This window comes from Paenibacillus sp. sgz302114, assembly GCF_056120345.1.
Map to the genome: position 1 here is coordinate 295,678 of NZ_JBVYOI010000005.1, position 25,580 is coordinate 321,257.

The following is a 25,580-nucleotide window of genomic DNA, read 5'->3' on the forward strand; positions in this document are numbered from 1 at the left end:
AGGCTAACTAAAGATGAATGTTTCTTATAAATGGCTAAGTGAATATATAGATCTGAACGGTTACACCGGCGAGCAGTTGGCGGAACTGATGACAAGCGGCGGTATTGAGATTGACGTCGTTGAAAACCGCAACAAAGGCGTGAAAGCCGGCGTCGTAGTCGGTCACGTGCTAACATGCGAGAAGCATCCGGATGCGGATAAGCTAAGCGTATGTACACTTGACGTTGGCGGCCCTGAAGTGCTGCAAATCGTGTGCGGCGCGAAGAACGTTGCGGCAGGCCAGCTCGTTCCGGTAGCAACAATCGGCGCAGTGCTTCCTGGCGACTTCGCAATTAAACGCGCTAAGCTGCGCGGTGTTGAATCGCAAGGCATGATCTGCTCGGCGAAGGAGCTTGGCCTTAGCGAGAAGCTGCTTCCTAAGGAGCAGCAGGAAGGCATTCTCGTTCTGCCTGAAGGTACTAAAGTAGGCGCGTCGATTCTTGATGTGCTGGCAATTGATGATGAAGTGCTGGAGCTTGATCTGACACCGAACCGCTCGGACTGCCTGAGCATGCTTGGCGTCGCTTATGAAGTAGGCGCGCTAACAGGTCGTGAAGTCAAGCTGCCTGACAACCGCGTGAGCGATTCAGCAGAGCTGACTTCGGCACATGTGTCCGTTCGCATTGAAGCGAAGGAGCAGTGCTCCCACTATTCCGCTCGCTATATTAAAGGCGTTAAGATCGGTCCTTCTCCGCAATGGATGCAGAACCGCCTTATGGCTGCAGGCATTCGCCCAATCAGCAACGTCGTTGATATTACGAACTACGTTCTGCTCGAATACGGTCAACCGCTGCACGCATTCGATGCGGATAAAGTGGCAGGTGGACGCATCGTGGTCCGTATGGCGAATGACGGCGAAGTGCTGGAAACGCTTGACGGTCAGGAGCGCAAGCTGGATTCGAGCATGCTCGTCATTACGAATGGCAGCGAGCCAATTGCGCTTGCAGGCGTAATGGGCGGCTCGACTTCGGAGGTTACTGACGGTACGGTCAATATTTTGCTGGAATCGGCTCGCTTCGATGGCGGCACGATCCGCAAGACATCCCGCCAAGTCGGTCTTCGCTCGGAATCGAGCGTTCGTTTCGAGAAGGGCGTAGACCCGGCGCGTGTCGTACCTGCGCTTGATCGTGCAGCGGTCCTGATGGAGAAGTATGCGGATGGTCTTGTGCTTGAAGGCATCGTTGAAGAGCTTACAGAGCAGCCGAAACAGACCGTTGTCAGCGTATCTCTCGATAAAATCAACCGTTACCTCGGCACGGAGCTGTCGAAGCTTGAGGTCGAGACGATCTTCGGGCGTTTGCAATTCCCGTTTGAATTGTCGGCGGATGGGGTATTTACCGTTCAGACGCCTTCGCGCCGCGGCGACATTACGCGCGACGTTGACTTGATTGAAGAAGTAGCCCGTCTGTTCGGCTACGATAACATCCCAACGACTGCTATTGAAGGTGCAGCGACACCAGGCGCATTGACGAAGCCGCAGGCAATCCGCCGCGAGCTGCGTAAGCGTCTGACAGATGCAGGCCTTCATGAAGTAATCAGCTATTCGTTCACGCATCCAGACCGCACGAAGCTATTCCCGGCTTTGACTGGCGCAGATCTGTTCCCTGTTCGTCTGGCGCTGCCGATGAGCGAGGACCGCAGCGCTCTTCGCACAAGTCTGCTGCCGCAATTGCTTGAGACGGCGACGTACAATCGCAACCGTAAGAATGATGATGCCGCGATCTTCGAAATCGGCAGCGTCTTCCATACAGATGAAGCGGAGCTGACTCGCCTGCCGCATGAGAAACATCGTTTGGCGATTTTGCTTACAGGCAATAAAAATGTGGCGTCGTGGAACCGCAAAGCAGATGCGTATGACTTCTATGATCTGAAAGGCATCATGGAAACGATCGTCGATCTTCTTGGCGTCAGCGGCGACATCAGCTATGAAGCGGCACAGCCGGAGCATATGCATCCGGGACGAACAGCTGCAATCGTATTCGCTAGCGAGCGCGGTCCTGTGACAATCGGTTACATGGGTCAATTGCACCCTACGACTCAGAACGATCACGATCTTGGCGATACGTATGTGCTTGAAGTAGACTTGGCGCCGCTCTATGATGCGGCCAGCTTCGATATTGTGTACAAAGCGCTGCCTCGTTACCCAGCGATGGAGCGGGACATTGCAGTCGTACTGAGCCAAGAGGTGGAAGCAGGCAAGCTGATTGGCGCTGTTCGCGAGACAGCTGGCGAGCTGCTCGAGTCGGTTCGCATCTTCGACATCTACACGGGCGAGAAGCTCGGTGCAGACAAGAAGAGTGTTGCATTGTCGCTCGTTTACCGCCATGCTGAGCGCACACTAACGGATGAAGAAGCAACGGAGATACACGGCAAGGTCGTAACAAACTTGGAACAATCTTTTGCAGCAGAATTGCGTAAATAGGCAGGAGATGCGGGAAGCCGTATCGAATTAGTTCTTTGCCAAGCAAAAACGGATATTGTCTATTGTAGGAATAGATGATACGTGCTGTGCGGCCTCTGAACGAATATTCGATGCGGCTTTATCCTATTTGTAAGACCTTGTATTATTCGGAGGCAGAATAGTCGTCGTTTTTTGCTTGATTGAATGTGGATGATGGCAACGATTGTCGCATAGAACTGTAGTTTTGACTTATGAATCTATAGGAGGATCACCCCTATGAACGCTGCCGATCGGACACGAGTAACGGTTGATATATACGGTAACCAATTTAAACTAGCAGGACATACAAATCCCGATTACATCAAGCGCATTGCCGCGCTTGTTGATGAGAATATGCATAAGCTGGCAAAAGGATATCCCATGCTGGATTTGCCGAAAATATCCATGCTTGCTGCAGTACATATGGCTGAAGATGTTTTCCGGCTGCGCGTTGAGAACGAGCACATGCACGAGACCGAACAACGCCGAAAGGTAGCGGTTGCTGAGCTTGAGCAGTTGAAGCAGCTGCTTGATGAGCTGCAGAAGCAGTTCGATGCAGAACGCGCGGATGCTGAGGAGACGCTTGCTTCGGAACGCGCAGCAGCGCGTAATGAGCAAGAGAGAGTACGAAGTGAGCTGGAAGCGAAGCTGGCGAGTGAAAGTCATGCCGCAGCGGCGGAGCTGGCGCGGGTTCGCGAAGAGCTGGAAGTGAAGCTGGAGAGTGAGCGCGCGAATGCGATGGAGACGCTCGAGTTCGAGCGCGAAGTAGCGCGAGAAGAGCAAGAGCGAGTACGAAACGAGCTTGAGGCTCAGCTCGCGAGTGAGCGTGAGGCAGCTGCGGGAGAGCAACAGCGAGTTCGTAGCGAGCTTGAGGCAAGGCTGGCGAGAGAAAGCGATGCCGCAGCGGCGGAACTGACGCGAGTTCGCGAAGAGCTGGAAGTGAAACTGGCGGGTGAGCTCGCGAATGCGCAGGAGACGCTCGAGTTCGAGCGTGAAGTAGCGCGTGAAGAGCAGGAGCGGGTACGAAGCGAGCTTGAAGCGCAGCTGGCGAGTGAACGCGAGGCGGCTGCGGGAGAACTAGAGCGAGTACGAAGCGAATTGGAAGCACAGCTTGAGAACGAGCGCGAGTCTTCGCTCGAAGAGCTGGAGCGGACAAGCGCAGCTCTGCAAGGGCGCATGGAAGAAGCGGTTCGCGTTGCAGCCGAAGTACTTGCAAGCGAGCGTGAAGCGGCATCAGCGGAGCTTGCGCGGGTTCGCGGGGAGCTGGAGGCGTTGCTAGCAAGCGAACGCGAGTCTATGGCGGAGCAAGAGCGAGTACGCGGCGAGCTTGAGGCAAAGCTGGCGAGTGAGCGCGAAACAGCGGCGGCGGAGCAAGAGCGAGTACGCGGCGAGCTTGAGGTGAAGCTGGCAAGCGAGCGCCAGAAAGCGGACGAGACGCTCGAATTCGAGCGTGAAGTAGCGCGAGAAGAACTGGAGCGAGTGCGAGTCGAGCTGGAGAAGCTGCTAGCAAGCGAGCGTGAGTCGGCAGCTGCGGAGCAAGAACGAGTACTCGGCGAGTTTGAGAGCGAGAGAGCGGCAGCGCGAGAAGAGCTGGAGCGGACAAGAGCAGCTTTGCAAGGGCGCTTGGAAGAAGCGGCACGCACCGCGGCAGCGGAGCTTGCGAGCGAGCGCGAGTCAGCCATGGCTGAGCTTGAGAGAGTGCAAGTCGAGCTTGAGGCACAGCTCACGAGCGAGCGTGAAGCAGCGGCAGCGGAGCAAGAGCGAGTGAGAGCCGAGCTGGAAGCGCAGCTCGCGAACGTGCGTGAGAACGCAGAGGAGGCGCTCGAGTTCGAGCGTGAAGTAGCGAGCGAAGAGCTTGAACGCGTGCGAAGAGAGCTGAGTGCGCAGGTTGAGAGCGAGCGCAAGATGGTAGCGGAGCAAGCGAGGGCGCGTGCCGAGCTTGAGTCGAAACTGATCAGCGAGCGCGAAGCGGCGCGCGAAGCGCTGGAGCATACAAGCGCCGATCTGCAAGGGCGCATGGATGAAGCAGCTCGCGCAGCGGCAGCGGAGCTCGCAAGCGTTCGCGAAGCGGCAGCAGCGGAGCTGGCGCAAGCACGTGGTGAGCTTGAGGCGCAGCTGGCGAGCGAGCGCGAGAACGCAGAGGAGACGCTCGGGTTCGAGCGTGAACTAGCGCGTGAAGAGCAGGAGCGAGTACGCGGTGAGCTTGAGGCGAAGCTGGCAAGTGAGCGCGAAGCGGCAGCAGCGGAGCTCTCGCAGGTACGAGGCGAGCTTGAGGCGCAGCTGGCGAGCGAGCGCGAAGCGACAGCGGCTTCCCAAGCGGAGCTGGAGCGCGTGTGGGTAGAGCTTACGGCGGAGCGGGAGAATGAGCAGGAAACGGCTCGCGTCTTGCTTGAGCAAGTAAGATCGGAGCTGCAGGAGCAACTGGCAAGCGAGCAAGCATCAGCTCGTGCTGAGCTTGAGCAGGTCCGTTCGGAATTGCAAGGACGGCTTGAGCAAGCGATTGAATCGGCAGCAATCGAAGCGGCAAGCGAGCGCGAGCTGGCAGCTGCGGAGCTCGTGCAGCTGCGCGAGCAGCTGGATGCGGCGATGGCGGAGCAGCGCTTCGAGATGGAACTCGAGCTCGAAGTGCAAGTCATTGCATTGCGCACAGCTCGCGAAGAGCATGATCGCGAGTGCGCGGCGCTTGAAGCGCAGCATGAGCAAGCGCTCGAAGCGAGCCGGGCAGAGCTGGCTCGCGTGCGAGAAGCAGCTGCGGCGCAGCTGGCAGAAGGCCGCGAAGCAGCGGCAGCGGAGCTTGCACAGCTGCGTGAGCAGCTGGGAGCAGTGATGGCGGAGCAGCGCTTCGAGCAGGAGCTTGAGCTCGAAGAGCTAGCTATTGCACTGCGCACAGCTCGCGAAGGACATGAGAACGAGCGAGCAGCACTTCAAGCGCAGCTTGCAAGTGAACGCCAAGCAGCAGAAGCGCGGCTAGCGGATGCGCTTGCAGCGCATGACGACGAGCTCAGCAAAGAGCGTCAGATGCATGAAACGGCAGCAGCTGCAGCAGCGGAGATGTTCGAGGAAACGCGAGCAGAGCTGCAGCTGCAAGCGGAGCAAGCGCGCGCGAATGCGGAAGCGGAAGTGGAGCGTATTCGCCAAGCGGCGCGCGAGCGGTTCGATCGCATTCGCGGCGAGGCTGCGGAAGCAGCCGCGGCGGCAGAGGAACAGCTGTCGCAGCTGCGTTTGGCATTGCAAAGCGAGCTGGAAGCTGAGCGATTAGAAGCGGCAGCAGCGCTAGCGGCGGCAAGTGAAGAGGCAGCCGCAACGATTGCACAAATGCGCGAGAAGCATCGGGCTGAGCTTGAGCAAGAGCGTAAGCAGGCTGCAATTGTGCTCGAGCAGGAGCGGAATAATGGTCAATCGCTGTTTGAGGAAGCGCTGCAAGAAGGAGCGCAAGAGGCGGAAGCGGTTGCCGCTAGATATAAGCAAGAGCTGGATGCAGTCCGCGCTGAGTCGGAGCTGCGTTATGCGATGCTCGAAGAAGCTGCGGAGAGCTCAAAGACTCTGTGGCAGAACGAACGCGAATCTCTCTCCTCATTGCTTGATGAAACAGGACGCGAGCTGAGCGTGCTGCAAGCCAAGCTTAAGGAAGCAGAAGAGCAGGCGGAGCTGTTCGCCCTGGAAGCAGCGGAGCAGGACGATTCACTGCGCAAAACAGTTAAGCGTCTTGAACAAGAGCTTCACGAGCGAGATAACGCAGTGTCTAAGATCGAACAGGCGCTTGTCTCCTTCCAGCAGGAAGACCAGCACCGCCTTGAAGCGATGCAAGAGCTTGAGGAACAGCTAGCGGAGCTTCGCGCACAGCTGAAAGAAACGCATCAGGAAACGGAAAGCAGCAATTATGAGCACCAACTGCTCGTGGAGCAGCGCGATACGCTGCAGCAGGAACTGAAGCAGCTCGCTGAGCAGAAGGAAGAGCTTGCAAGCAGACTGCAAGCCGCAGAAGATCGCGCATTCGAATGGATGCGCGAAGCTCGCCAGCACATGGCGGAAGCCGAGCGGATCGCAGAAGAAGCGTCCTCGAAGCTGAATGATCAGGTGCAAGCGGCCGATTCGGAGATTCAGCTTGCGAAGCGGGAAGCCGCAGCGCATGCGGAAGCGGAAGCAGGGCTGCTTGAGCAGCTGCTGCTAACCGAAGAGGATGCGATGAAAGTGAAGCAGGAGGCGCAGCAAATTAGCGAACGCCTCGCGGAGCTGGAGTCGGCGCTGCAAGAAGCAGGTCAAGCAGAGCAGCAGCAGCGCGACTCATATGCGAAGCTGCAAACGGAACACAGCAAGCTGCAGATTGAATACTCCAAGCTGCAAACGGAGTATAATGAGTGGATTGAGCTTATCTCGGACAACTAAGAGAAGGCTCCATCCGTATCAACAACAAAAGGGCTATGCACGTATGAAGGTTTCTACCGGAACCGGCTCATACGGACATAGCCCTTATTTACGCGACGACTTCATTTCAATGCTCATTAATAGGTAACGATCGAGCCCGTTACGCCGTTCTGCGGAAGCGACGCTAGGCGAACAAGCTCAGACGTCACTTGATGCGGATCCCTGCCAGTTGCATGCATCTCGCTGCGAACTGTACCCGGATTGAACGCGTTCACGAGAATGCCGAAGTCATGCTCTTCATCCGCTGTCGTCCGCGTTAGTGACTCGAGGCCCGCTTTGGATGCGCTGTATGCGGCATAACCACCGGCACCGTTCCAAGCGAGACCGGAAGTGATGTTGATAATCCGGCCATAACGAGCCTCCCGCATAGCTGGCAGGACGCCTCGCGTCATGAGGAAAGGTCCCGTCAAATTCGCGCTAAGCTGAAGCGCCCACTCCGCAGCCGTCAGTTCAATGACTTTGCCAGGTTCAAATACCGCTGCGTTATTCACGAGAATATCAATCTTGCCTAGCTCGGCAATGATCCGTGCAATAGCGGCTTCTACCTGCTCTTCTATCGAAATATCACACGCCAATACAAGTGCTTTGCCTTCGCCTGCTGCATCGTTTCCGATCCGTTCAGCTGTTTCTTCGAGCTTGTGGGGCCGTCTGCCGAGCAGCACGACATGTGCGCCTTCCCGCGCAAAATCAATTGCCGTCGCCCTGCCGAGTCCCGTGCCCGCACCTGTAATTACCGCTACTTGTCCACTCAGCTTGCCCATGAAGACCACCCTTTGCATCGTTGTTGACATCATCGTAACAGCAACCGGCTGACGAAAGGAATAGTGCGGCTATAAGGCTTTCTTATGCGTTACTGCTGGTAAAACCAATATAGCTGTCAATTGAGGCGCTTCATCAGCTTTTCTGATGGACAGCATTACGAATCGGAATAATAAAAACCGTCCCGGGAGGGACGGTTTCATATGTGTTATTCAACAACCAGCTTCGCAATCATCTTAGAGTGGCCGCTTCCGCACATGATGTCGCAGTGGAATTCATATTCGCCTGCATCGTTGATCGTAACGACCTTAGGGCTGTCGCTGTCGATCTTCAGCTCGTTCAAGTCAGACACTTCGATGCCGTGAACGCCGTCTTCCGACTTCAGCGTAATTTCAGTCGGCTCGCCTTTCTTGATCTTGTACACAGGCTTATCGAACTCGTAGCGCTTCGCTTTAATCGTAATTTTGGCGGAAGCTGCTGTACCTGTTTCTTCTACACCCGCGCCTGCGCCTGTATTCGTATTGTCAGATTTGTTCTCGCCGCAAGCCGCCAGAACAAGAACCGCTGCAACCATCATGAAAGCAATAAGCAGTAATTTCTTCACTAGATAACCCTCCATAGCTTGGAATCAATAATGTATCTAGTATACCTTGCCATGGGTAAAATTACTGTGACGATCTGTTGAATACGGGAAGGCGCGCTGTCTGTAGGCTTGAAACGTTCTATTTACTCGCGTCCAGCTTCGTAAGGCGTGCTGACGGGGATAAATAGGTCGATGATCCCGATGACAAGCGCTGCCAGTATCGCTCCGAGCCATGTCGCATGAACACCGCCGACGATAAACTGAGCAAGCCAGATGACGAGTGCGCTGCAGAGGAAGCCAACGATACCGCGTCCGAATGGCGTAACTCTTTTGCCGAAAATACCTTCGATAATCCAGCCTAGCGCTGCGATGACCAGAGCGAGGAATAAAGCGCTCCAGAATCCGCCGACACTGAATTGTGGCACAATATAACCGACGATCATTAACACAATCGCTGATACGATGAATCTAACTACATGACCCAGAAAATGCATAACGGAAAACCTCCTGTACCTATTTTTTGGAAGAGCTTCCTTACTCGGAGATGGTGATACTCCTCGTGTACATGTAGTGTTACCTTTTTTGCAGCTGTCATTCATGGGTGCATCGCTTGTCATAGCATAGACTGCGTCCTTCCGCTATAATAAGAAACGAGAGGAGTTGTGCCCGCTTGGACAACAAAATATTACACACACTCGATTATGCCAAAATCATAAATAAATTAGAGCAGCATGCTGCGACATCACTTGGAAAAGCAGCAGTTCAGGCGCTCCAGCCAAACTCCGATTTGGAGATGGTGAAGCATTCCCTAGCCATTACGGATGAATCCTATAAAGCCGATCGGCTCAAAGGCAGTGCGCCATTCGGCGGCGTCGTCGATATTAAGCCGTCCCTGCTTCGTTCCAAGATCGGCGGTACGCTAAACCCAGGGGAGCTGCTGGAAATTGCGGAGACCGTTCGCGGTTCGCGCCGGGTGAAACGCCATATTGAGCAGCTTCACGATGACCATTCGGTTCCGCTGCTTGCGGCAATGGTTGAGCAGTTGACAGAGCATAAAGCTTTGGAAGACGCCATCTTCCTCTGCATCGACGATCAAGCAGAAGTGATGGACAGCGCAAGCATGGAGCTCGCTTCTATTCGCCGAGAGCTGCGCAGCGGCGAATCGCGCGTACGAGAGAAGCTCGAGGGCATGATTCGTTCGTCTTCTGTGCAGAAGATGCTGCAGGATGCCATTATTACGATCCGTAACGACCGCTATGTCATTCCGGTGAAGCAGGAATACCGTTCGAATTTCGGCGGTATTGTTCATGATCAATCAGGCTCTGGCGCGACGCTGTTCATCGAGCCGGAAGCGATTGTCGTGATGAACAATAAACTGCGTGAGCTGCGGCTTGCCGAGGAGCGGGAAATTGAGAAAATACTGCAAAAGCTGACCGCTCTGACAGCGGAATATGCCGATGACTTAATGCTGGATCTGGATGTTCTCGGCCAGCTTGATTTTGCCTTTGCCAAAGCGCGCCTTGCGCATACGATGGGGGCAACGCTGCCGCTCATGAATGACAGAGGCTTCCTGAAGCTGCGCCGCGGTCGCCACCCGCTTATTGCGCGCGAGCATGTGGTGCCGATTGATGTCGAGCTCGGCAACAACTACACGGCGATTATCGTAACAGGTCCGAATACGGGCGGTAAGACGGTCTCCCTGAAGACGATCGGCTTGCTCAGCCTGATGGCGATGTCGGGCTTGTTCGTACCCGCGGAAGACGGCAGCCAGCTATGCGTATTCGATGCGATCTATGCCGATATCGGCGATGAGCAAAGCATTGAACAGAGCTTAAGTACGTTCTCCAGTCACTTAACCAATATTATCCGAATCTTAAGCAATATGACGCCGAAGAGCCTTGTTCTGCTTGATGAGCTTGGTGCAGGAACTGACCCTGCGGAAGGCTCTGCGCTGGCGATTGCGATTCTCGAGCATATGCATAAGCTCGGCTGCCGCATCATAGCGACAACGCACTACAGTGAATTGAAAGCTTATGCTTATAACCGCAAAGGCGTAATCAACGCCAGCATGGAGTTTGATATTGCAACGCTGAGCCCAACGTACCGCTTGCTCATCGGCGTTCCTGGCCGAAGCAACGCGTTCGCGATTGCGGAGCGGCTTGGCCTTACGCGGACTATTATTGATCACGCGCGCGGCGAAGTGAGCGAAGAGGATATGCGCGTCGAGTCGATGATCGCCTCCTTGGAGGAGAATCGAATCGGGGCCGAGGCGGAACGGCATACAGCCGAAGCGCTGCGCAAGCAGCTGGAGGCGGAGCGTACGCGGCATGAAGCGGAGCTGCAGAAGTTCGAGGAGCAGCGCGAGCGGTTGCTCGCAAAGGCGCAGGATGATGCCCGCGAAGTGATGCTGAAGGCGAGGCGCGAAGCGGAAGAAATCATCGCGGATCTGCGCAAGCTCGCGCAAGAGGAAGGCGCGGCGGTGAAGGATCACAAGCTGATCGAAGCGCGCCGTAAGCTGGATGAAGCAACGCCAGAGAAACGCAGAGCGGCAGGCACGAAGCAAAAGACTGCAAAGCCGCAGCAAATCGAGAACGGCGACGAGGTTATGGTGTACAGCCTGAATCAGCGCGGTCATGTTGTAGAGCTGTCGGGCAGTGATGCTTTTGTGCAGCTCGGTATTATGAAGATGAAGGTAGCGCTTAGCGACCTGGAGCTTGTGAAACGTGCGGAAGCGAACAAGGCGCAGCCGAAGATTGCCGCAAGCCTTAAGCGTACTCGCGACGAGAATGTGCGCTCCGAGCTGGATCTGCGCGGAGCGAACTTAGAGGAAGCGATGATGGAGGTGGACCGGTTCCTCGACGAGTCGTTCTTGGCTGGCTTCGGGCAAGTGTTTATTATCCACGGCATCGGCACGGGCGTACTGCGGACGGGAATCAGCGATTTCCTGCGTAGACATAAGCATGTGAAGAGCTACCGTCTCGGCAGATATGGCGAAGGCGGCGCGGGAGTTACGGTTGCAGAATTGAAGTAACGAAGCGAGGGCGTAAAGATGGAACAAGAAATCGATCAATTGCTCAGCAATACGTTTGCGGCATCGCTAGCTTATGTGTCAGTAGCGGTGCTTGCTCTGCTGGTGTTTCTGTTCTTCTTTGAATTTGTAACCAAATATAAGTGTTGGCAAGAGATCAAGCGCGGGAATATGGCTGTTGCGATGGCGACCGGGGGCAAAATCTTCGGCATCTGCAATTTGTTCCGCTTCTCGATTCAGGCGAACGAAACCGTCTACCAGAGCATTGTATGGGCGACGTTTGGCTTCGCGCTGCTCATTGCCGCATATTTCTTATTCGAATTTCTGACGCCTGTCTTCCGGATCGACGATGAGATTCAGAAGGACAATAAGGCTGTCGGATTTATTGCCATGATTATATCGGTATCGCTTTCTTATGTCATTGGCGCTACGATTGCGTAGCTTTCATTACTTGTTGAAAGGCTGTTGCTGAACAAATGAAATATTTATGGGGAACGTTGTTTGCGCTTGCCGCGCTTTTCGTTATTTTCGGCGTCATCTATTTGCTTCAATAATTTGTATAGGGAGAGAAACAACAATGAACGAGAAACACGAAGATCATGCCATCTGCCCTTGGTGCCATACCGAGATCGTATGGGATGAAGAAATTGGCCCGGAGCGCAATTGCCCGCATTGTGAGAATGAGCTGTCTGGCTACCGTACGCTTTCATTCGGTATGGAGCTGGAAGATGAAGAGGCGGACACAGTAGTTGCGAAGGAACAAGAGGAAGACAGCGATTGGGAAGACGAATATGAAGATGATGCTGAACAATCGCATGCGCATGACCTTTCGGAGCTGCGACCTTATAACCGTGACCAGCTTGCCCTTGAAGAGACGATGAACCGCATACTGGACGATCAGCTGGAAGCGCCTGAATGCCCATCCTGCCGCGAGTTTATGCTTGAAGCGGGCACGCAGACCGTGAAGGAGAAGCGGTTTACGCCAAAAGTGCCTGCCGCTCTAGGCGAGCCCATTCTAGAAGCGCCGTTCGAGCTGGTGCTCTATGTATGCCCGTCTTGCTTCCATACGCAGAACCGGTTGTCCGTGAAGGCGCAAGAACGTCTGGTTAATTTGTTTGCCAAAGCTGCGACTTTGGAAGACTAGAAGCATTTTCCGGCATGCCGCATCCCATATGGGGGTAACTTACGCCTAGAACGCTGCAGCTTTAGGTAAGCAGCAGGCGGGAGGGATTCGCGATTGGAGCAAGGCAAACATACCGTGCAATCACGTTGGCATGCAGGTAAAGCGCGAGAAAAGCAACGCATCGTATCGAATGAAGGTAACAAGCGAAATATGGACAGCCGCGTGCTGGATAGCCAAGCGATTCTGTTGCTCGCGGTACAAGCGCTTCTCGGTATTGCGAACGCGCTGTCCGGCACGTTTCTGCCGGTCTATCTATGGAAAGCGAGCGGTTCGTTCGCGCTGATCGGTTGGTTCAATTTAACCCAGTTCGTCGTAAGCGGCCTCACTTTCTGGCTGGCTGGCAAATGGGTGAAGGAGCATAACAAAATGAACAGCCTCCGGCTCGGCGTTGCGCTGTCCGGAGTTTTCTATTTGGTCGTGCTGCTGCTTGGCAAAACGGCTATTTCTTATATTGTGCCGCTCGGCATGCTGATTGGAATTGGCAACGGCTGCTTCTGGCTTGCGTTCAACGTTGTCTATTTCGAGATTACCGAGCCTGGCAACCGCGACCGTTTCAATGGATGGGCCGGATTGCTCGGGTCAGGTGCAGGCATTATCGCGCCATGGATTTCGGGCTGGCTCATTACAATCCATCAAGGTGAGCGCGGGTACAGTATTATTTTTACAGTGTCGTCTGTCATCTTTGCTGTGGCGGTCGTGCTCAGCTTCTGGCTGAAGAAGCGGGAGTCAAGCGGAACGTATGAATGGTTTCATGGTTTGCGCGTGCTGCGTGAGCACGGCAACCGTTGGCGGTTGGCGGTCCCGGCTATCATAGCGCAAGGAGTGCGCGAAGGCGTCTTCATGTTCTTCATCGGCCTGCTTGTCTACATTGCGACGAAGAATGAAGGGAAGCTCGGCAATTTCTCCTTAATTACGTCGTTCGTCGCGCTCGTAAGCTTCTGGCTTATTGGTCGGATGCTGAAGCCGAATCGAAGACGCGTCGCCATGATGATCGGCTCGATTGCGATCACGGCAATCGTAGTCGTGCTGTTCATGCCGCTGAATTACCGGACGCTGCTTATCTTTGGTCTTGGAACGGCGCTCTTCATGCCGCTCTATATTATACCGATGACATCGGCTGTATTCGATCTTATCGGAAGCGATGAGGACAGCGCGAAGCAGAGGGAGGAGTTCGTCATTCTGAGAGAGGCGGGGCTGACGGTCGGCCGAGTTATCGGCGTAACGGCATATTTAATCGTGCTGCCGTTCATTGACCGCTCTCCGTATGTCGTGCCTTCGCTTATGCTGGCTGTCGGCGCTTTTCCGATACTCGGCTGGCTGCTCATGCGGCCGCTGCTTCGCACGAAGCCTGTTGATAAAGAACGTGCCTCTCCTTCGAGAGGCTGATGGGGAAGGGAAGGGCTGTGTATGCCCCGTATAGTAAACGATGTAACTGAACTGATCGGCGAGACGCCGGTCGTTGCTTTAAGAAGACTTAGGCTGCCTGGTATGGCTGAAGTGCTCGTGAAGCTTGAGCGATTCAACCCGAGCGGAAGCGTGAAGGACCGTGCCGCGTTCTCGCTAATTGCATCCGCAGAACAGGATGGCATTCTTGCTCCGGGAGCGACGATTATCGAGCCGACCAGCGGCAACACCGGTATTGGCCTGGCGATGAATGCCGCAGCCAAGGGCTACAAGCTAATCCTTGTCATGCCGGACAATATGAGCAAGGAACGGATCGGCCTGCTCAAGGCATATGGAGCGGAGGTCGAGCTGACGCCTGCCGCTGAACGCATGCCAGGCGCGATCAAACGTGCATTCGAGCTGCAAGCAGAGCATCCGGGCAGCTATATCCCGAATCAATTCGAGAATCACGCGAATCCGGACATTCATCGCGTCACGACGGCGCAGGAGATTTTGCTTCAAACGGGCGGCAGGCTCGATGTGTTTGTCGCTTCAGCAGGGACCGGAGGAACAATTACCGGAACTGGAGAAACGCTTAAGGATGCGCTGCCAGGACTGTACGTTGCTGTCGTTGAGCCGCTTGGCTCTCCAGTGCTGTCGGGCGGTAAGCCGGGGCCGCATAAGCTTGTTGGCACAAGTCCGGGTTTCGTGCCGGCAATACTGAACACATCGGTCTACGACGAAATCGTCCGTGTGTCCGATGATGATGCTATTGAGACGATGCGTCGTCTTGCCAGAGAGGAAGGGCTGCTGCTTGGTCCGTCCTCGGGCGCTTCCGTATGGGCGGCAATAGAGCAAGCCCGCCGTATTGGTGAAGGCGGGCGTGTGCTTTGTATCGCTCCGGACAGCGGAGAGCGGTATTTAAGTATGGGACTATTTGAATAATAATTGGTTTAATCTTTCCATGTATCGAGCACTTCTTGCACAATGGCCCTGCGTTCTTCAATGTAGTCCAGAAAAGTCTGCGGCTCCTGTTCGAAGGCGTAATAGGGCCATTTGCGCGTAAAATCATCCCGAATCGCAGGTCCGAGCTTCTCATACAGGTTCGCAATCATCGGTTCAATCGTTTCCACTGTAAATTTGGTTGCGAGCATATTCGAGAGGATTTTGCGATAAGCCTGCCTGCATGACTTATATGAGAGCACCTTCCACGTAAGCGTGTTGTACCCCTTCACATCGACAAGATCGCTGCCGCATAGCTTGCCGTAGCAGTTTCTCCCCCATGTACCTTCATAATCCCACGGAATGATCCGGTATCTGCCCGTGCTTGTATGTTCATACAGCGCGTAGTTCTGGTCGAACCCGTCGTAGTTGCCGGTCAGCACTGCGCCTGCGAGCCATTTCAAGTATAAATAGACATCAAGTCGGTTCGCCAAATAAGTCCGCAGCGATGAGTTAGCCGGCCGATTAATGCGTTTTACGAAGCGAATGAGCTTCGTACGCGTATAATCCGTTCCTTTCATAACCCGATATCCTTCGAACATCGTCTCCTTCTCCGCGTCCGTATAAGGGTCGATGGTGCTGAAGTTTGCTTTGTCATTAACCGCATAGATCAGCGATCTCGCGCCAATGCCCCGCTTGCGGAAGAACCTCGAATCAACAGATTCAAGCTCTAAGTAACAGCCATGCGGATTGCCGTTCCATTCGAGCCACATATGCCTCGTCTTTGGCGAAGGCACACCCATCAGATTGAAAAATTGAAAAGAGAGCGCGTTGCGAATCATAGAGGGATCGTCAAACTCGGCATTCCAGTGCAGAATTTGATTGTATCCATAATGGATCTCATACGATTTCTTCGGATAGTTGCGTGTGTGACCGCCGCGGAACCGAAGCTGGGCATCCATGACGACGCCGTTCATCTCCAGCTTGACGGGAGCGAACTCGTTGCTCCAAACGTCCGATTCCAGCCTCCGCAAATCTTCGAGGTCAATTGTTATTTTACGAGTAGGCAGTCCTTCCCCGGACATTAGACCATCTCCTTAGCCAAAAGATAAAGCCTATCGCATTCGATAGGCTTCAGCTTATTTACACTATGCGGATATTCGTCTAATGGTGCGGCGCTAACTGGGAGTTAGCAGTGGGAGCCGTGGGAGCCGTGGGAGCCGTTGGAACCGCGGGAGCCGTTGGAGCCTTGGGAACCACGAGAGCCGTTGGAGCCATGGGAACCGCGAGAACCGTTTGAGCCTTGGGAACCACGGGAGCCGTTGGAGCCACGAGAGCCTTGAGTTCCTTGAGTTCCATGGGAGCCGTGAGAGTCGCCGCAGGAGCCTTGAGAGCCGCGCGATCCGTTGGAACCGCGAGAGCCTTGGGAGCCACGGGAGCCGTTGGAGCCTTGGGAGCCACGAGAGCCGTTGGAGCCTTGGGAGCCGCGAGAGCCGTTGGAGCCGCGGGAACCTTGAGAGTCGCCGCAGGAACCTTGGGAACCACGAGAGCCTTTGGAGCCTTGGGAGCCTTTGGAGCCTTGGGAGCCGCGGGAACCTTGAGAACCGCGAGAACCTTGGTTGTTGCCGCTTTTGTTGTTACCACCGCTTTTATTGTTGTTTCCCCGAACATAAGCGCTTGAACCGAAGGAACCGTCAGATTCGCTGTTCCCCCAGTCGTATTCATTGCCATCATAGCCTTCCCAACCACGAGAACCGTTGGAACCGCGGGACCCTTGGGAACCACGAGAGCCGTTGGAGCCTTGGGAACCGCGGGAGCCATTGGAGCCACGGGACCCTTGAGATCCTTGAGTTGGTTGGTTGCCACGCGAGCCATTGGAACCACGGGACCCTTGGGAACCTTGAGATGGTTGGTTAACGCGAGAACCTTGGGAGCCTTGAGAACCTTGTGTCGAAATCGTCATTTTTCTTTGCAAAATATGTTATTCCTCCTTTGATAGTTTCTAATACAAGCTATGTTTCGAATCTATCAATCGCACTGGGCTCATGACTAATCTTCTAGAAAATAGATATAAATCTAGTACCTCTACGATACGGGATACATATAAATACATTATAAATTGTCTCCCATGATAGATTTCACCGGGGCAAGTAATGGAGGGATGAATGCCGAAGCGAGATGGATGAACCGTATGTTAGGTAGGTCGAATCGTCACGTATTTGCACCGGTGCTTTCGTCGTGGTACAGGTCAAAATCTATTACTTTACGGAGGGATTTTGGTATGGAAGTTAAGAGCAACAATTGGCAAATGGTAAATGGCGGCTGCTGCAACAGAAGCGGTCAAAGACCGCAAAGAACGCAAGGAACACAAGGAAGTCGTGGAAATCAACCACCTAAACAGGAAACGGGAGGGCAAAATTTCTTGGAATCTCAAATGGGTATGAACGTCCGCATTAACCGCGGCGGTCCTGAATCGCTTGACGGTCGTCTGATTGGTGTTCAAAAAGGTTATGTTGTGCTTCGCAACAGCACAGGCACCGTATATGTGAACTCCTCGCATGTGAAGAGCGTAACAGATCTTCCTAGTCAGTCCAGTCGCGGTATGAGCCAATCTCAATCTCAATTCATTAAAGCTGACAGCTTCAACGGCGTACTCCAAGCGCTCACTCGCAAATTTGTTCAAATCAACTGGGGCGGTCCGGAAAAAATCGAAGGCTTCATCGCTCAAGTTGGCAGCCAAGCGCTCATGCTTGTAGTTGGTCAAGAATTGGTGCAAATCCCGCTCTACCACATCAAAACGGTTAAAACTGCAGGCATCTATGCATCCGGCGGAAGCAAAGGCAGCCAAGGCAGCCGCGGCAACAACGACAACAATAACAACAATAACAACAATGGCAATAAAGGCAACAGCAGCAGCGGCGGAAGCAACAGCGGCAACGCTCGCGGCAATCGCAATGCAACTGCTAAAGGCGGCAAAAGCGGCAAGAGCTGCAGATCAGGGAAGTAATGCTCCCAGGTTAATAAGGCCTAGGTGCATGTCGGGGCTATGGCTGTTCAGCCGGCCCCGGCTAAGCCTTACACGCTGACAAGGGGAGAGATCCATGATAACTTCCAGCACACATACACCATCTCCAGAAAGTCTTCCTGTCAATTGGCGGCTGTTTCAGATTTGCATGATCATCGTCGTCGCTTGCGTGCGAGATGTGGCGGCAAAGACTCCTTGGCACTTCCTCTTCTTTGCGTTCGGTATTGATGTGATTGTGGACGGCTTGCAGCAAACTGGTCTGATCCGCTTTCTCGCTTCGGAACTTGGCTTTTGTATATCCATGTCCGCTATTCTCGCCGGCGGCGGGCAACGCTGCTTGCAAGTCTACTCAGTCTCTATGCATGGACGCATTTAATAGGATGAAAGGAGGCCGATTTCATGAAACATCGTCACCCTTTATTAGACCGTTATGTCGAGCTTGACATCTCAGGAAAGATGATGCCTATTCGCGGCAAGCTTATTGATCTAGGTCAAGATATTCTCGTGCTTCATAACGGTACGCAGTTTCTGTATGTTCCTTTGATCCATCTGCAGCAGCTTAGGCTGGCCAAGAACGATACGCAGCAGGAAATAGATGTCCCTGAGCTCCCTTTTGAACCGCAGAATGATCCGATCTCTTACCGCAAAGTGCTTATGAATGCCAAAGGGATGTTCTCCGAGCTGTATATAACCGGCAATCAATCGATCCATGGCTACTTGACCAGCGTAATGAACGATTTCTTCGTCTTCTACTCACCTGTGTACCATTCCGTTATCGTCTCATTGCAGCATCTGAAATATTTAATTCCTTACAACCCCAATGTGACGCCGTATACGCTGACTCCAGAACAATTTCCGCTCAAACCCTCGCCTATTACACTCGCCAGAACCTTTGATCAACAGCTCCGCAAGCTGATTGGTGAGTTTGTCATCCTCGACTTAGGGGAGAATCCAAACAAGATCGGCGTACTCAAGGGCCTCGACCAAAATATGATTGAACTGTCTACAGCAGGCGGCAACCCGGTATATCTGCACTTTGATCATGTCAAAACCGTTCATTTGCCATAATCGCAGGCACTCACCGCTTTCTTCCCCTTCTGCGGGGAGAAACGGCTACATACGTAATGGAAAGACAGGGCACAATAGCCAAGCGAACGACATTTTTTACATCCAGGAGGTACAAAACATTGCTTCAAGCTTTAACAGGCAAGGAACTTGAATATCTGGTCGATTCGATCTCGAATGAAGATTTGCTCATTAAGCAAAATGCAGTTATGGCGGAATCTGCAACCAATATCGCTTTACGTCAGCTAGGTCAGCAAATGATTCAAACCCACAGGCAGCATGTGCAAATGCTGCTTCAATCCATTAGCCAGCATCAGCAGCTCGCGCCGATGCAGCCGCAGCAATAACAGGGGGAGGGACAACGAACGTGTACCAGCAACCATATCAACAACAGCAAGGACAAGCCCAGCATCACCCGATACTGACCGATGAAGATTTAGCCTATACCGTACTAGCCGATTTGAAGCGGGTTGTCAGCGAGTACACAACTGCCGCGACAGAATCCAGCTGCCAGCAAGTACGAGCGCTCTTTACGAATCTGCTGAACAGCACGCTGCAATTGCAGGGACAGTTATTTAAGGTCATGGAACAGAACAATATGTACAGCACATCATCGCCCGCTCTTCGGCAGGAGATCGACAAGCAGCTGAAACAGAATCAGCAGACTGCGCAGAAGACCGATCAGTTTCTGCAGCAGCTCTCCCTCGGCGGAGGCGGTTATCGCATACAGCAGCAGTACCAGCCGATACAGCATCAGCAGCAGCCGCCAAATGCGCAGTATCAACAGCACGTGGGCCAGCCCCAGCAACAGCATAATCCGAATCCATACTATATGTAAGGATGGCGGTGCTGCCCAAGACCCTTCGGGGTCTTTTTTTGTGTGGAAACCAAGCATTTGTTTTCTGCTTTGCAGGACGCCCTAATTCGTTGTAATATAATCTTTATAGCTATTTCACTTTGGAGGCTTGGAAGCTTCGTAAATGTGAAGGAAACAGGAGGGTTTGACGATGAATGAACGAAAAAGGCAAATACTTGAACTGCTTAAAGAGGATGCAAGACGCAGCGCGGATTTAATCGCGACAATGCTTGACGCGCCCGCCGCGGAGGTAAAGCAGGCGATTGCGGAATTGGAGCAGGATCATATCATCGTCAAATATGCGACCGTTGTTAATTGGAGCAAGGTTGAAGACGAGAAAGTAACTGCACTTATAGAAGTTCAAATTACACCGGAGCGGGGCCGTGGATTCGAAGGCATCGCTGAACGGATTTACTTATATCCGGAAGTGAAATCGGTTTATCTGATGTCCGGCGCCTACGATTTGCTCGTTGAGGTGCAAGGCAAGACGCTTAAGGACGTCGCGTCCTTCGTATCGAATAAACTATCGCCAATCGACGCTGTACTTTCTACGAAAACATTCTTCATTCTGAAGAAATATAAGCAGGACGGCATTATATTCGAAGAGCATGAGGACGATCACCGTCTTCTAGTCTCGCCGTAAAGGGGTGTAATTCCGTATGATTAAGGACGAGGAAAAGCAAACGGGAACATTGTCGCGCCGTGCATCCATGTCGGATTATCTCTCGGAGCAGGTGCGGTCCATTAAACCGTCTGGCATCCGCCGATTTTTCGATTTGGCAAGCGGACGTAAAGATATTATTACTCTTGGCGTAGGCGAGCCGGATTTTGTGACGCCTTGGCATGTACGCGAAGCAAGCGTGTATGCGCTTGAAACAGGCAAGACGCAGTATACATCTAATGCTGGAACGCCCGAGCTTCGCGAGGAGATCGGCATTTATTTGAACCGTGAATTTGACGTGACCTATGATCCTGCGAATGAAATCATCGTTACGGTCGGCGGCAGCGAGGCGATTGACCTTGCACTGCGTGCCTTGATTGAACCGGGCGACGAAATTCTCGTGCCAGAGCCATGTTATATCTCTTATTCGCCGATTACAGCGCTTAGCGGCGGTGTTCCAGTCGGCGTTGAAACGTTCGCGAAGGATAACTTCAAGTTAACGGCTGAATCGCTCAAAGCAGCGATTACACCGCGCTCGAAGCTGCTTATTCTATGCTACCCAAGCAACCCGACAGGCGGCATTATGACCTATGAAGACTGGTTGCCGATCGCGAAGGTCGTAGAAGAGAATGATCTCATCGTTATCTCTGACGAAATCTATGCAGAGCTTACTTACGGCACGAAGCATGTCAGCTTCGCTGCGATGCCCGGGATGAAGGACCGCACGATTCTCGTTAGCGGCTTCTCCAAAGCGTTCGCGATGACGGGCTGGCGGATTGGTTACGCATGCGGCCATCCTGAGCTGATCTCGGCGATGCTGAAGATTCACCAATATACCGTTATGTGTGCTTCCAATATGGCACAGGTTGCTGCGCTTGAAGCGCTTCGCAACGGCATGGAAGAGAAGAATCGGATGGTGGAATCGTATAATCAGCGTCGTAGAATCGTTGTTCGGGGCTTCCGTGAAATCGGGCTTGAATGCCACGAGCCGCAAGGGGCGTTCTACGCCTTCCCTTCCATTGCCGGACTTGGGCTTACTTCGGAGGAGTTTGCGACAGGCCTCTTGAATAATCATAAAGTAGCAGCTGTACCGGGCGATGTATTCGGTCTGGGCGGAGAAGGGCATCTGCGTTGCTCCTACGCGACACACGTGAATCTGATTACCGAAGCGATCGAACGAATCGGCCTTTACGTGAGAGAGCTTAAAGGCAACTAAATTCATTTGTGCGCAATGGATAAATTTGCTGAAAATGGATACTACTCAGTTTTCCCAAACTTTGTTATAATTTAAAAAACTTTATAATTGCGCGCAAGTTTACTTCTTTTGAGCTGATGACAGGAGGGATGGCAATGGCTTGTGCAAAAACGGGTCGTAAGCTTATGTCCTCATCCATACGTCTTCTTGAAGACGAGATCTATGCGCTGCGAATCAAGATGGAGCAATCCTATTTTGAAGAAGCGACATTTAGCTCGGAGAAGGTTATTGATTTAAGTCGGCTTCTCGATATGAAAATAAACGAATATATGCAATTTCGAAGAAGCTACGCAGCGCAGCACACGTAAGACAGGCTGAACACGCGGCAGTCGACTTCGGAGAGGAAGAGGTCCTTATTGGGGACTTCTTTTCTTTTGTAAATCTAAGAAAGTATAAGTTAGCACGCGTCACCGTAGGACGACGAGAGCCGTGTTCACTTGGCAAAGATGAAGGAGTAAATGATTTAGAATGAAATCCACAGCAAATTTGCGCCTGTTTAACTTTTTATTTTTCGCGTTACTCGCGATGTTTATCTCATTCTTGCCCGTCTATCTGGATGCGCAAGGACAATCTGCTACGAAGATCGGCATCATTATCGGAACTGGCGGCTTCGTGTCGATCTTCGCCCAGCCGTTCTGGGGAATGATTAGCGACCGTGCCAAGACGATCCGCAAGGTGCTGCTCGTGCTTATCGGATGCTCGGCAGTAATCGGCTACTTACTATACGCCTCAGGGAGCTTCCTCTTGCTTGTGCTATTCACGATGCTGCTCTACTGCTTCCTGCTGCCGATGGATCCGCTGACGGAGAGCCTCAACTTCCAGATCTCTGAGCTGCGCGGCGTCAGCTATGGCTCGATCCGCACATTCGGTGCGCTTGGCTATGCCGTTATGTCGCTTGCGGTCGGTTATGTCATGCTTTACTTCGGAGTGAGCGGCATGGCGCCGCTGTTCGCTGCTTTGTGTGCGGTGAGCTTCATCGTCTGTTTGACCTTGACGGACGTGCCTGCTGCGAGCAAACCTGTCTCAATGAAGAGTTTAGCCAAGTTTCTTAGCCATCGCGAGACACTCATGTTTCTCGTATTAATCTTCATCGCTGCCGTGCCATCACGGATGAACGATACGTATTTAGGCGTGTCGCTGCATGATCTAGGCGGCAGTCCAGAGCTTGTCGGGCAAGCGTGGTTCCTCGCGGCAGGCACAGAAATTCTCGTATTTGCGCTGAGCTTCTGGTGGATGCGCAAAGGGCGGGAACTGGCTATGATCGCTTTTGCAAGCTTCTTCTATTTCTTGCGGTTCTTTATATCGGCATGGGTGACCGACCCGCACGCGCTCGTATACATTCAAGGGATTCAAATGTTCACGTTCCCAATCTTCTACTCGGCTGCTATTCAGTATCTGTACCGGATCGTGCCGGAAGAGTGGAAGGCGACTGGACAAACAGTTCTTGCACTGCTGTTCTTCGGCGTATCGGGCATCGTTGCTTCGTATGCGGGCGGTGTGCTGTATGAGTCGGCAGGCGTGCATTATTTCTATTTGATTATTTCAAGCTTGTCGCTATGTGCGCTCTTATTCAGTCTCGTTCTGCTCTTCATTTATGGGAAACGAGGCAGTATGGCAGCTCAGGAAATTGGCTCCACCTAGGCGTTAACGAGAGCTTTTGTGCTATGATGAAGAGTAGTATTTTGGATAGGACGGGATGGTGGCGAGCGGTGAAATTGTATACTCGTACAGGCGATAAAGGCAATACATCGGTGAAAGGCGGCCGTGTTCGCAAGGACGACAGTCGTGTTGAGGCTTACGGCACAGTGGATGAGTTGAACAGCTTTGTCGGCCAGACGGCAGCGGTCGCTGCGGCGGCTGGACTTCAGGAGCTTGTGGAAGAGCTGCTGGAAATTCAGCAGGAGCTGTTCGATTGTGGCTCGGATCTTGCTTTTGCCGATCCGAACGGGCGTGAGCTGAAGATGGCGCCGGCTTCGGCTGCCCGTCTTGAGGGCTGGATCGATGCGCATACGGATGCGGCTCCAGCGATTACGAAGTTTATATTGCCAGGCGGGAGTGAAGTGTCGGCGCTGCTGCATGTGTGTCGGACAGTATGTCGCAGAGCGGAACGCCGCATTGTGACGTTGGCTGCAGAGCTGCAGGTGCATGAGCCGGTGCAGACTTATATGAACAGGCTGTCCGATTACTTCTTCGCAGCCGCACGCGCGGCGAATGCGAAGCTCGGTGTGCCGGATACTGAATATATACGGAGTGCGGATGTGTTCCGCAAGAAGAGTGATGACGGAAAAGATGGAAAAGGCGCAAATGACGGAAAATCCGAACATGATGGAAGTAACTAGAAGGTTCATTTCGACAGATGAAGTAGCGGTAGTGGATTACTATGAGGCTCTTACTGTAGTCGTACAACCTGAGGACGATGGGAAAATGGTTCGCAACGTGCTGGAGCGCCGCCTCGGTGTCTCCCGTAAACTGCTGTCACGGGTTAAGCTGACGGAGCGCGGCATTACAGTCAACGGTGAGCGAGTGTATACGAATGACCGCGTCGCTGCCCGTGATATAGTCGAGCTGCGGATGGAGCAAGAAGAGTCCGACGATATTCTGCCTGAGCAGATGTCGCTTGATATTGTGTATGAAGACAAAGATCTGCTTATCGTGAACAAACCGCCAGGTCTTATTGTTCATCCGACTCACGGCCATTATACGGGAACGCTGGCAAATGGCGTTGTATATCACTGGAAGTCGCGAGGGGAGAAGGTGCGGTTCCGTCCCATTCATCGGCTCGATGAAGAGACGAGCGGCCTTGTCGCGATTGCGAAGAATCCTTATATTCATCAGCAGCTATCGGAGCAGCTGCAGGCAGGAGAAGTGAATAAGCGGTACCGCGCTTATGTGTACGGCGCTCCTGCTCTGGAGACGGGGACGATCAATGAACCAATCGACCGCGATACGGACAATCCGCATCTGCGCGTCGTCAGGGCGGATGGGTATCCGTCCGTGACGCACTATGAGGTCGAGGCCGTTTACGGCGGCGGTGCCGCATCGAAAGTGCGCATCAAGCTGGAGACAGGCCGGACGCACCAGATTCGCGTGCATATGAAGCATATCGGCTGCCCGCTCATCGGCGATAAGCTATACGGCTTTGCAGGAGAGGAAACCGAAGGCGGCTCGCGGGCACTTGAAGCAGCTGTGCAGCGTCAAGCTCTCCACGCGGCGATCCTGTCATTCAAGCACCCAATTACCGGGGAGCAGATGACGTTCGAAGCCAAGCTGCCGGATGATCTTCAGCAGCTTGAAGCGGCTCTCCTCGCTCTGGAGTAGCGAAAGAAGATCCCCCATTACCGCAAACGTGAAGCGTGTCCCGCAAGGGACGAAAGCGATCCACCAACAAAACCAACAATAGAACACCTCTCTAACCCTGACGTTAGACCTTTGGGTGTCCAGAGGGCGGGAGCCCTTGGGGTCCCCCTTGCAGGGGGATTTAGGGGGTAGAAGTCGCCCTTGATTTAGGGGTAGAAGTCGCCCTTGATTTAGGGGGTAATTAACATTTTAGGAGATTCCACTCATATGAAAAAACTAACCATCTACGAATATCCCAAATGCGGCACATGCCGCAGTGCGATAAAGAAACTGAAGAGCAGCGGTTATGAGCTGGAGTCGCACAACGTATTCGAGAAAGCGCCGCCTGCGAACGTGATTGCAGAGCTTATCAAGCTAAGCGGACTTGAAGTGAAGAAGTTTTTCAACACTTCCGGTGATGCATACAAAGAGCTCTCCTTGAAAGACAAGCTGCCGAGCATGTCCGATCAAGAGAAGATCGAGCTGCTAGCGTCGAACGGACGCCTCATTAAGCGCCCTGTCGTCACGGATGGCACTACTGTAACGGTTGGCTTCAAAGAAGAAGATTTCGAGCAAGTTTGGCGCGGATAACATTCTGAT

Annotated in this window: 23 protein-coding genes; 19 read left to right on the top strand and 4 right to left on the bottom strand. The window is 53.3% G+C overall.

Annotated elements, in window-relative coordinates; genetic code table 11:
• Positions 1-13 precede the first annotated feature (13 nt).
• Positions 14-2,461 carry a phenylalanine--tRNA ligase subunit beta gene (gene pheT / locus AC0LWF_RS15735; RefSeq protein ID WP_474652479.1) on the top strand — a complete coding sequence of 816 codons (2,448 nt, stop codon included), beginning with the start codon at positions 14-16 and terminating at the stop codon, positions 2,459-2,461.
• A 255-nt stretch (positions 2,462-2,716) separates the two neighbouring features.
• The gene (locus AC0LWF_RS15740; RefSeq protein ID WP_474652480.1) at positions 2,717-6,865 is read left to right on the top strand and encodes a hypothetical protein; all 4,149 of its coding nucleotides are present in this window, start codon (positions 2,717-2,719) and stop codon (positions 6,863-6,865) included.
• Positions 6,866-6,981: 116 nt separating this feature from the next.
• On the opposite strand, the gene AC0LWF_RS15745 is transcribed toward AC0LWF_RS15740, so the two are convergent.
• From AC0LWF_RS15745 to AC0LWF_RS15755, 3 genes are all read right to left on the bottom strand, one after another.
• Complete coding sequence (locus AC0LWF_RS15745; protein WP_474652481.1) at positions 6,982-7,698, bottom strand: SDR family NAD(P)-dependent oxidoreductase; 717 nt, start codon at positions 7,696-7,698, stop codon at positions 6,982-6,984.
• A gap of 173 nt (positions 7,699-7,871) precedes the next feature.
• A complete protein-coding gene (locus tag AC0LWF_RS15750) occupies positions 7,872-8,267 on the bottom strand; it encodes a cupredoxin domain-containing protein (RefSeq protein ID WP_474652482.1) in 396 nt (131 codons plus the stop codon).
• Positions 8,268-8,389: 122 nt separating this feature from the next.
• Complete coding sequence (locus AC0LWF_RS15755) at positions 8,390-8,740, bottom strand: phage holin family protein (protein WP_116189405.1); 351 nt, start codon at positions 8,738-8,740, stop codon at positions 8,390-8,392.
• A 176-nt stretch (positions 8,741-8,916) separates the two neighbouring features.
• Between AC0LWF_RS15755 and AC0LWF_RS15760 the strand changes: the two genes are divergently transcribed.
• From AC0LWF_RS15760 to cysK, 5 genes are all read left to right on the top strand, one after another.
• Positions 8,917-11,277, top strand: coding sequence for an endonuclease MutS2 (locus tag AC0LWF_RS15760; RefSeq protein WP_474652483.1), 2,361 nt, complete (start codon positions 8,917-8,919; stop codon positions 11,275-11,277).
• An 18-nt stretch (positions 11,278-11,295) separates the two neighbouring features.
• Positions 11,296-11,715, top strand: a complete 420-nt coding sequence (locus tag AC0LWF_RS15765) for a DUF350 domain-containing protein (protein ID WP_474652484.1) — start codon at positions 11,296-11,298, stop codon at positions 11,713-11,715.
• Positions 11,716-11,851: 136 nt separating this feature from the next.
• Positions 11,852-12,418 (top strand): hypothetical protein, encoded by a 567-nt coding sequence (locus AC0LWF_RS15770; protein ID WP_474652485.1) that lies wholly within the window; start codon positions 11,852-11,854, stop codon positions 12,416-12,418.
• Positions 12,419-12,511: 93 nt separating this feature from the next.
• On the top strand, positions 12,512-13,843 hold the full coding sequence (locus AC0LWF_RS15775; RefSeq protein ID WP_474652486.1) for an MFS transporter: 1,332 nt from the start codon (positions 12,512-12,514) through the stop codon (positions 13,841-13,843).
• 21 nt (positions 13,844-13,864) lie between these two features.
• Positions 13,865-14,785 (top strand): cysteine synthase A, encoded by a 921-nt coding sequence (gene cysK, locus AC0LWF_RS15780; protein ID WP_474652487.1) that lies wholly within the window; start codon positions 13,865-13,867, stop codon positions 14,783-14,785.
• An 8-nt stretch (positions 14,786-14,793) separates the two neighbouring features.
• Here the strand turns inward: cysK and AC0LWF_RS15785 are convergent, their stop codons facing one another.
• Positions 14,794-15,867, bottom strand: a complete 1,074-nt coding sequence (locus AC0LWF_RS15785; protein ID WP_474652488.1) for a CotH kinase family protein — start codon at positions 15,865-15,867, stop codon at positions 14,794-14,796.
• A 1,337-nt stretch (positions 15,868-17,204) separates the two neighbouring features.
• Here AC0LWF_RS15785 and AC0LWF_RS15790 point away from each other — a divergent pair.
• The 12 genes from AC0LWF_RS15790 to AC0LWF_RS15845 all read left to right on the top strand — a co-directional run bounded on the left by AC0LWF_RS15790 (position 17,205) and on the right by AC0LWF_RS15845 (position 25,571).
• Entirely contained in the window at positions 17,205-17,789 is a 585-nt protein-coding gene (locus AC0LWF_RS15790) for a DUF6897 domain-containing protein (protein WP_474652489.1), read from the top strand.
• 94 nt (positions 17,790-17,883) lie between these two features.
• Positions 17,884-18,183 (top strand): hypothetical protein, encoded by a 300-nt coding sequence (locus tag AC0LWF_RS15795; protein ID WP_474652490.1) that lies wholly within the window; start codon positions 17,884-17,886, stop codon positions 18,181-18,183.
• A 23-nt stretch (positions 18,184-18,206) separates the two neighbouring features.
• Positions 18,207-18,875 (top strand): DUF2642 domain-containing protein, encoded by a 669-nt coding sequence (locus tag AC0LWF_RS15800; protein ID WP_474652491.1) that lies wholly within the window; start codon positions 18,207-18,209, stop codon positions 18,873-18,875.
• Positions 18,876-18,931: 56 nt separating this feature from the next.
• Positions 18,932-19,219 (top strand): hypothetical protein, encoded by a 288-nt coding sequence (locus AC0LWF_RS15805; RefSeq protein WP_474652492.1) that lies wholly within the window; start codon positions 18,932-18,934, stop codon positions 19,217-19,219.
• A 20-nt stretch (positions 19,220-19,239) separates the two neighbouring features.
• Entirely contained in the window at positions 19,240-19,710 is a 471-nt protein-coding gene (locus AC0LWF_RS15810) for a spore coat protein (protein WP_474652493.1), read from the top strand.
• Positions 19,711-19,879: 169 nt separating this feature from the next.
• Positions 19,880-20,371 (top strand): Lrp/AsnC family transcriptional regulator, encoded by a 492-nt coding sequence (locus AC0LWF_RS15815; RefSeq protein WP_474652494.1) that lies wholly within the window; start codon positions 19,880-19,882, stop codon positions 20,369-20,371.
• A 16-nt stretch (positions 20,372-20,387) separates the two neighbouring features.
• Positions 20,388-21,605 carry an aminotransferase class I/II-fold pyridoxal phosphate-dependent enzyme gene (locus AC0LWF_RS15820; RefSeq protein WP_474652495.1) on the top strand — a complete coding sequence of 406 codons (1,218 nt, stop codon included), beginning with the start codon at positions 20,388-20,390 and terminating at the stop codon, positions 21,603-21,605.
• Between the two features lie 134 nt (positions 21,606-21,739).
• A complete protein-coding gene (locus AC0LWF_RS15825) occupies positions 21,740-21,952 on the top strand; it encodes a Spo0E family sporulation regulatory protein-aspartic acid phosphatase (RefSeq protein ID WP_474652496.1) in 213 nt (70 codons plus the stop codon).
• A gap of 160 nt (positions 21,953-22,112) precedes the next feature.
• Entirely contained in the window at positions 22,113-23,285 is a 1,173-nt protein-coding gene (locus tag AC0LWF_RS15830) for an MFS transporter (protein ID WP_474652497.1), read from the top strand.
• 68 nt (positions 23,286-23,353) lie between these two features.
• Positions 23,354-23,983, top strand: a complete 630-nt coding sequence (locus AC0LWF_RS15835) for a cob(I)yrinic acid a,c-diamide adenosyltransferase (protein ID WP_474652498.1) — start codon at positions 23,354-23,356, stop codon at positions 23,981-23,983.
• Positions 23,970-24,962 (top strand): RluA family pseudouridine synthase, encoded by a 993-nt coding sequence (locus AC0LWF_RS15840; RefSeq protein WP_474652636.1) that lies wholly within the window; start codon positions 23,970-23,972, stop codon positions 24,960-24,962. The genes AC0LWF_RS15835 and AC0LWF_RS15840 overlap by 14 nt, the downstream gene beginning before the upstream one ends.
• 246 nt (positions 24,963-25,208) lie before the next feature.
• Positions 25,209-25,571, top strand: a complete 363-nt coding sequence (locus AC0LWF_RS15845) for a Spx/MgsR family RNA polymerase-binding regulatory protein (RefSeq protein ID WP_474652499.1) — start codon at positions 25,209-25,211, stop codon at positions 25,569-25,571.
• The last annotated feature ends 9 nt before the right edge of the window (positions 25,572-25,580 follow it).

Coding starts and splice junctions, on each gene's coding strand:
- AC0LWF_RS15795 (WP_474652490.1), top strand. CDS start 17,884: ATGATAACTTCCAGCACACATACACCATCTCCAGAAAGTCTTCCTGTC.
- AC0LWF_RS15770 (WP_474652485.1), top strand. CDS start 11,852: ATGAACGAGAAACACGAAGATCATGCCATCTGCCCTTGGTGCCATACC.
- AC0LWF_RS15800 (WP_474652491.1), top strand. CDS start 18,207: ATGAAACATCGTCACCCTTTATTAGACCGTTATGTCGAGCTTGACATC.
- AC0LWF_RS15815 (WP_474652494.1), top strand. CDS start 19,880: ATGAATGAACGAAAAAGGCAAATACTTGAACTGCTTAAAGAGGATGCA.
- AC0LWF_RS15830 (WP_474652497.1), top strand. CDS start 22,113: ATGAAATCCACAGCAAATTTGCGCCTGTTTAACTTTTTATTTTTCGCG.
- AC0LWF_RS15840 (WP_474652636.1), top strand. CDS start 23,970: ATGGAAGTAACTAGAAGGTTCATTTCGACAGATGAAGTAGCGGTAGTG.
- AC0LWF_RS15745 (WP_474652481.1), bottom strand. CDS start 7,698: ATGATGTCAACAACGATGCAAAGGGTGGTCTTCATGGGCAAGCTGAGT.
- AC0LWF_RS15805 (WP_474652492.1), top strand. CDS start 18,932: ATGGAAAGACAGGGCACAATAGCCAAGCGAACGACATTTTTTACATCC.
- AC0LWF_RS15845 (WP_474652499.1), top strand. CDS start 25,209: ATGAAAAAACTAACCATCTACGAATATCCCAAATGCGGCACATGCCGC.
- AC0LWF_RS15740 (WP_474652480.1), top strand. CDS start 2,717: ATGAACGCTGCCGATCGGACACGAGTAACGGTTGATATATACGGTAAC.
- AC0LWF_RS15785 (WP_474652488.1), bottom strand. CDS start 15,867: ATGTCCGGGGAAGGACTGCCTACTCGTAAAATAACAATTGACCTCGAA.
- AC0LWF_RS15825 (WP_474652496.1), top strand. CDS start 21,740: ATGGCTTGTGCAAAAACGGGTCGTAAGCTTATGTCCTCATCCATACGT.
- pheT (WP_474652479.1), top strand. CDS start 14: ATGAATGTTTCTTATAAATGGCTAAGTGAATATATAGATCTGAACGGT.
- AC0LWF_RS15755 (WP_116189405.1), bottom strand. CDS start 8,740: ATGCATTTTCTGGGTCATGTAGTTAGATTCATCGTATCAGCGATTGTG.
- cysK (WP_474652487.1), top strand. CDS start 13,865: ATGCCCCGTATAGTAAACGATGTAACTGAACTGATCGGCGAGACGCCG.
- AC0LWF_RS15765 (WP_474652484.1), top strand. CDS start 11,296: ATGGAACAAGAAATCGATCAATTGCTCAGCAATACGTTTGCGGCATCG.
- AC0LWF_RS15820 (WP_474652495.1), top strand. CDS start 20,388: ATGATTAAGGACGAGGAAAAGCAAACGGGAACATTGTCGCGCCGTGCA.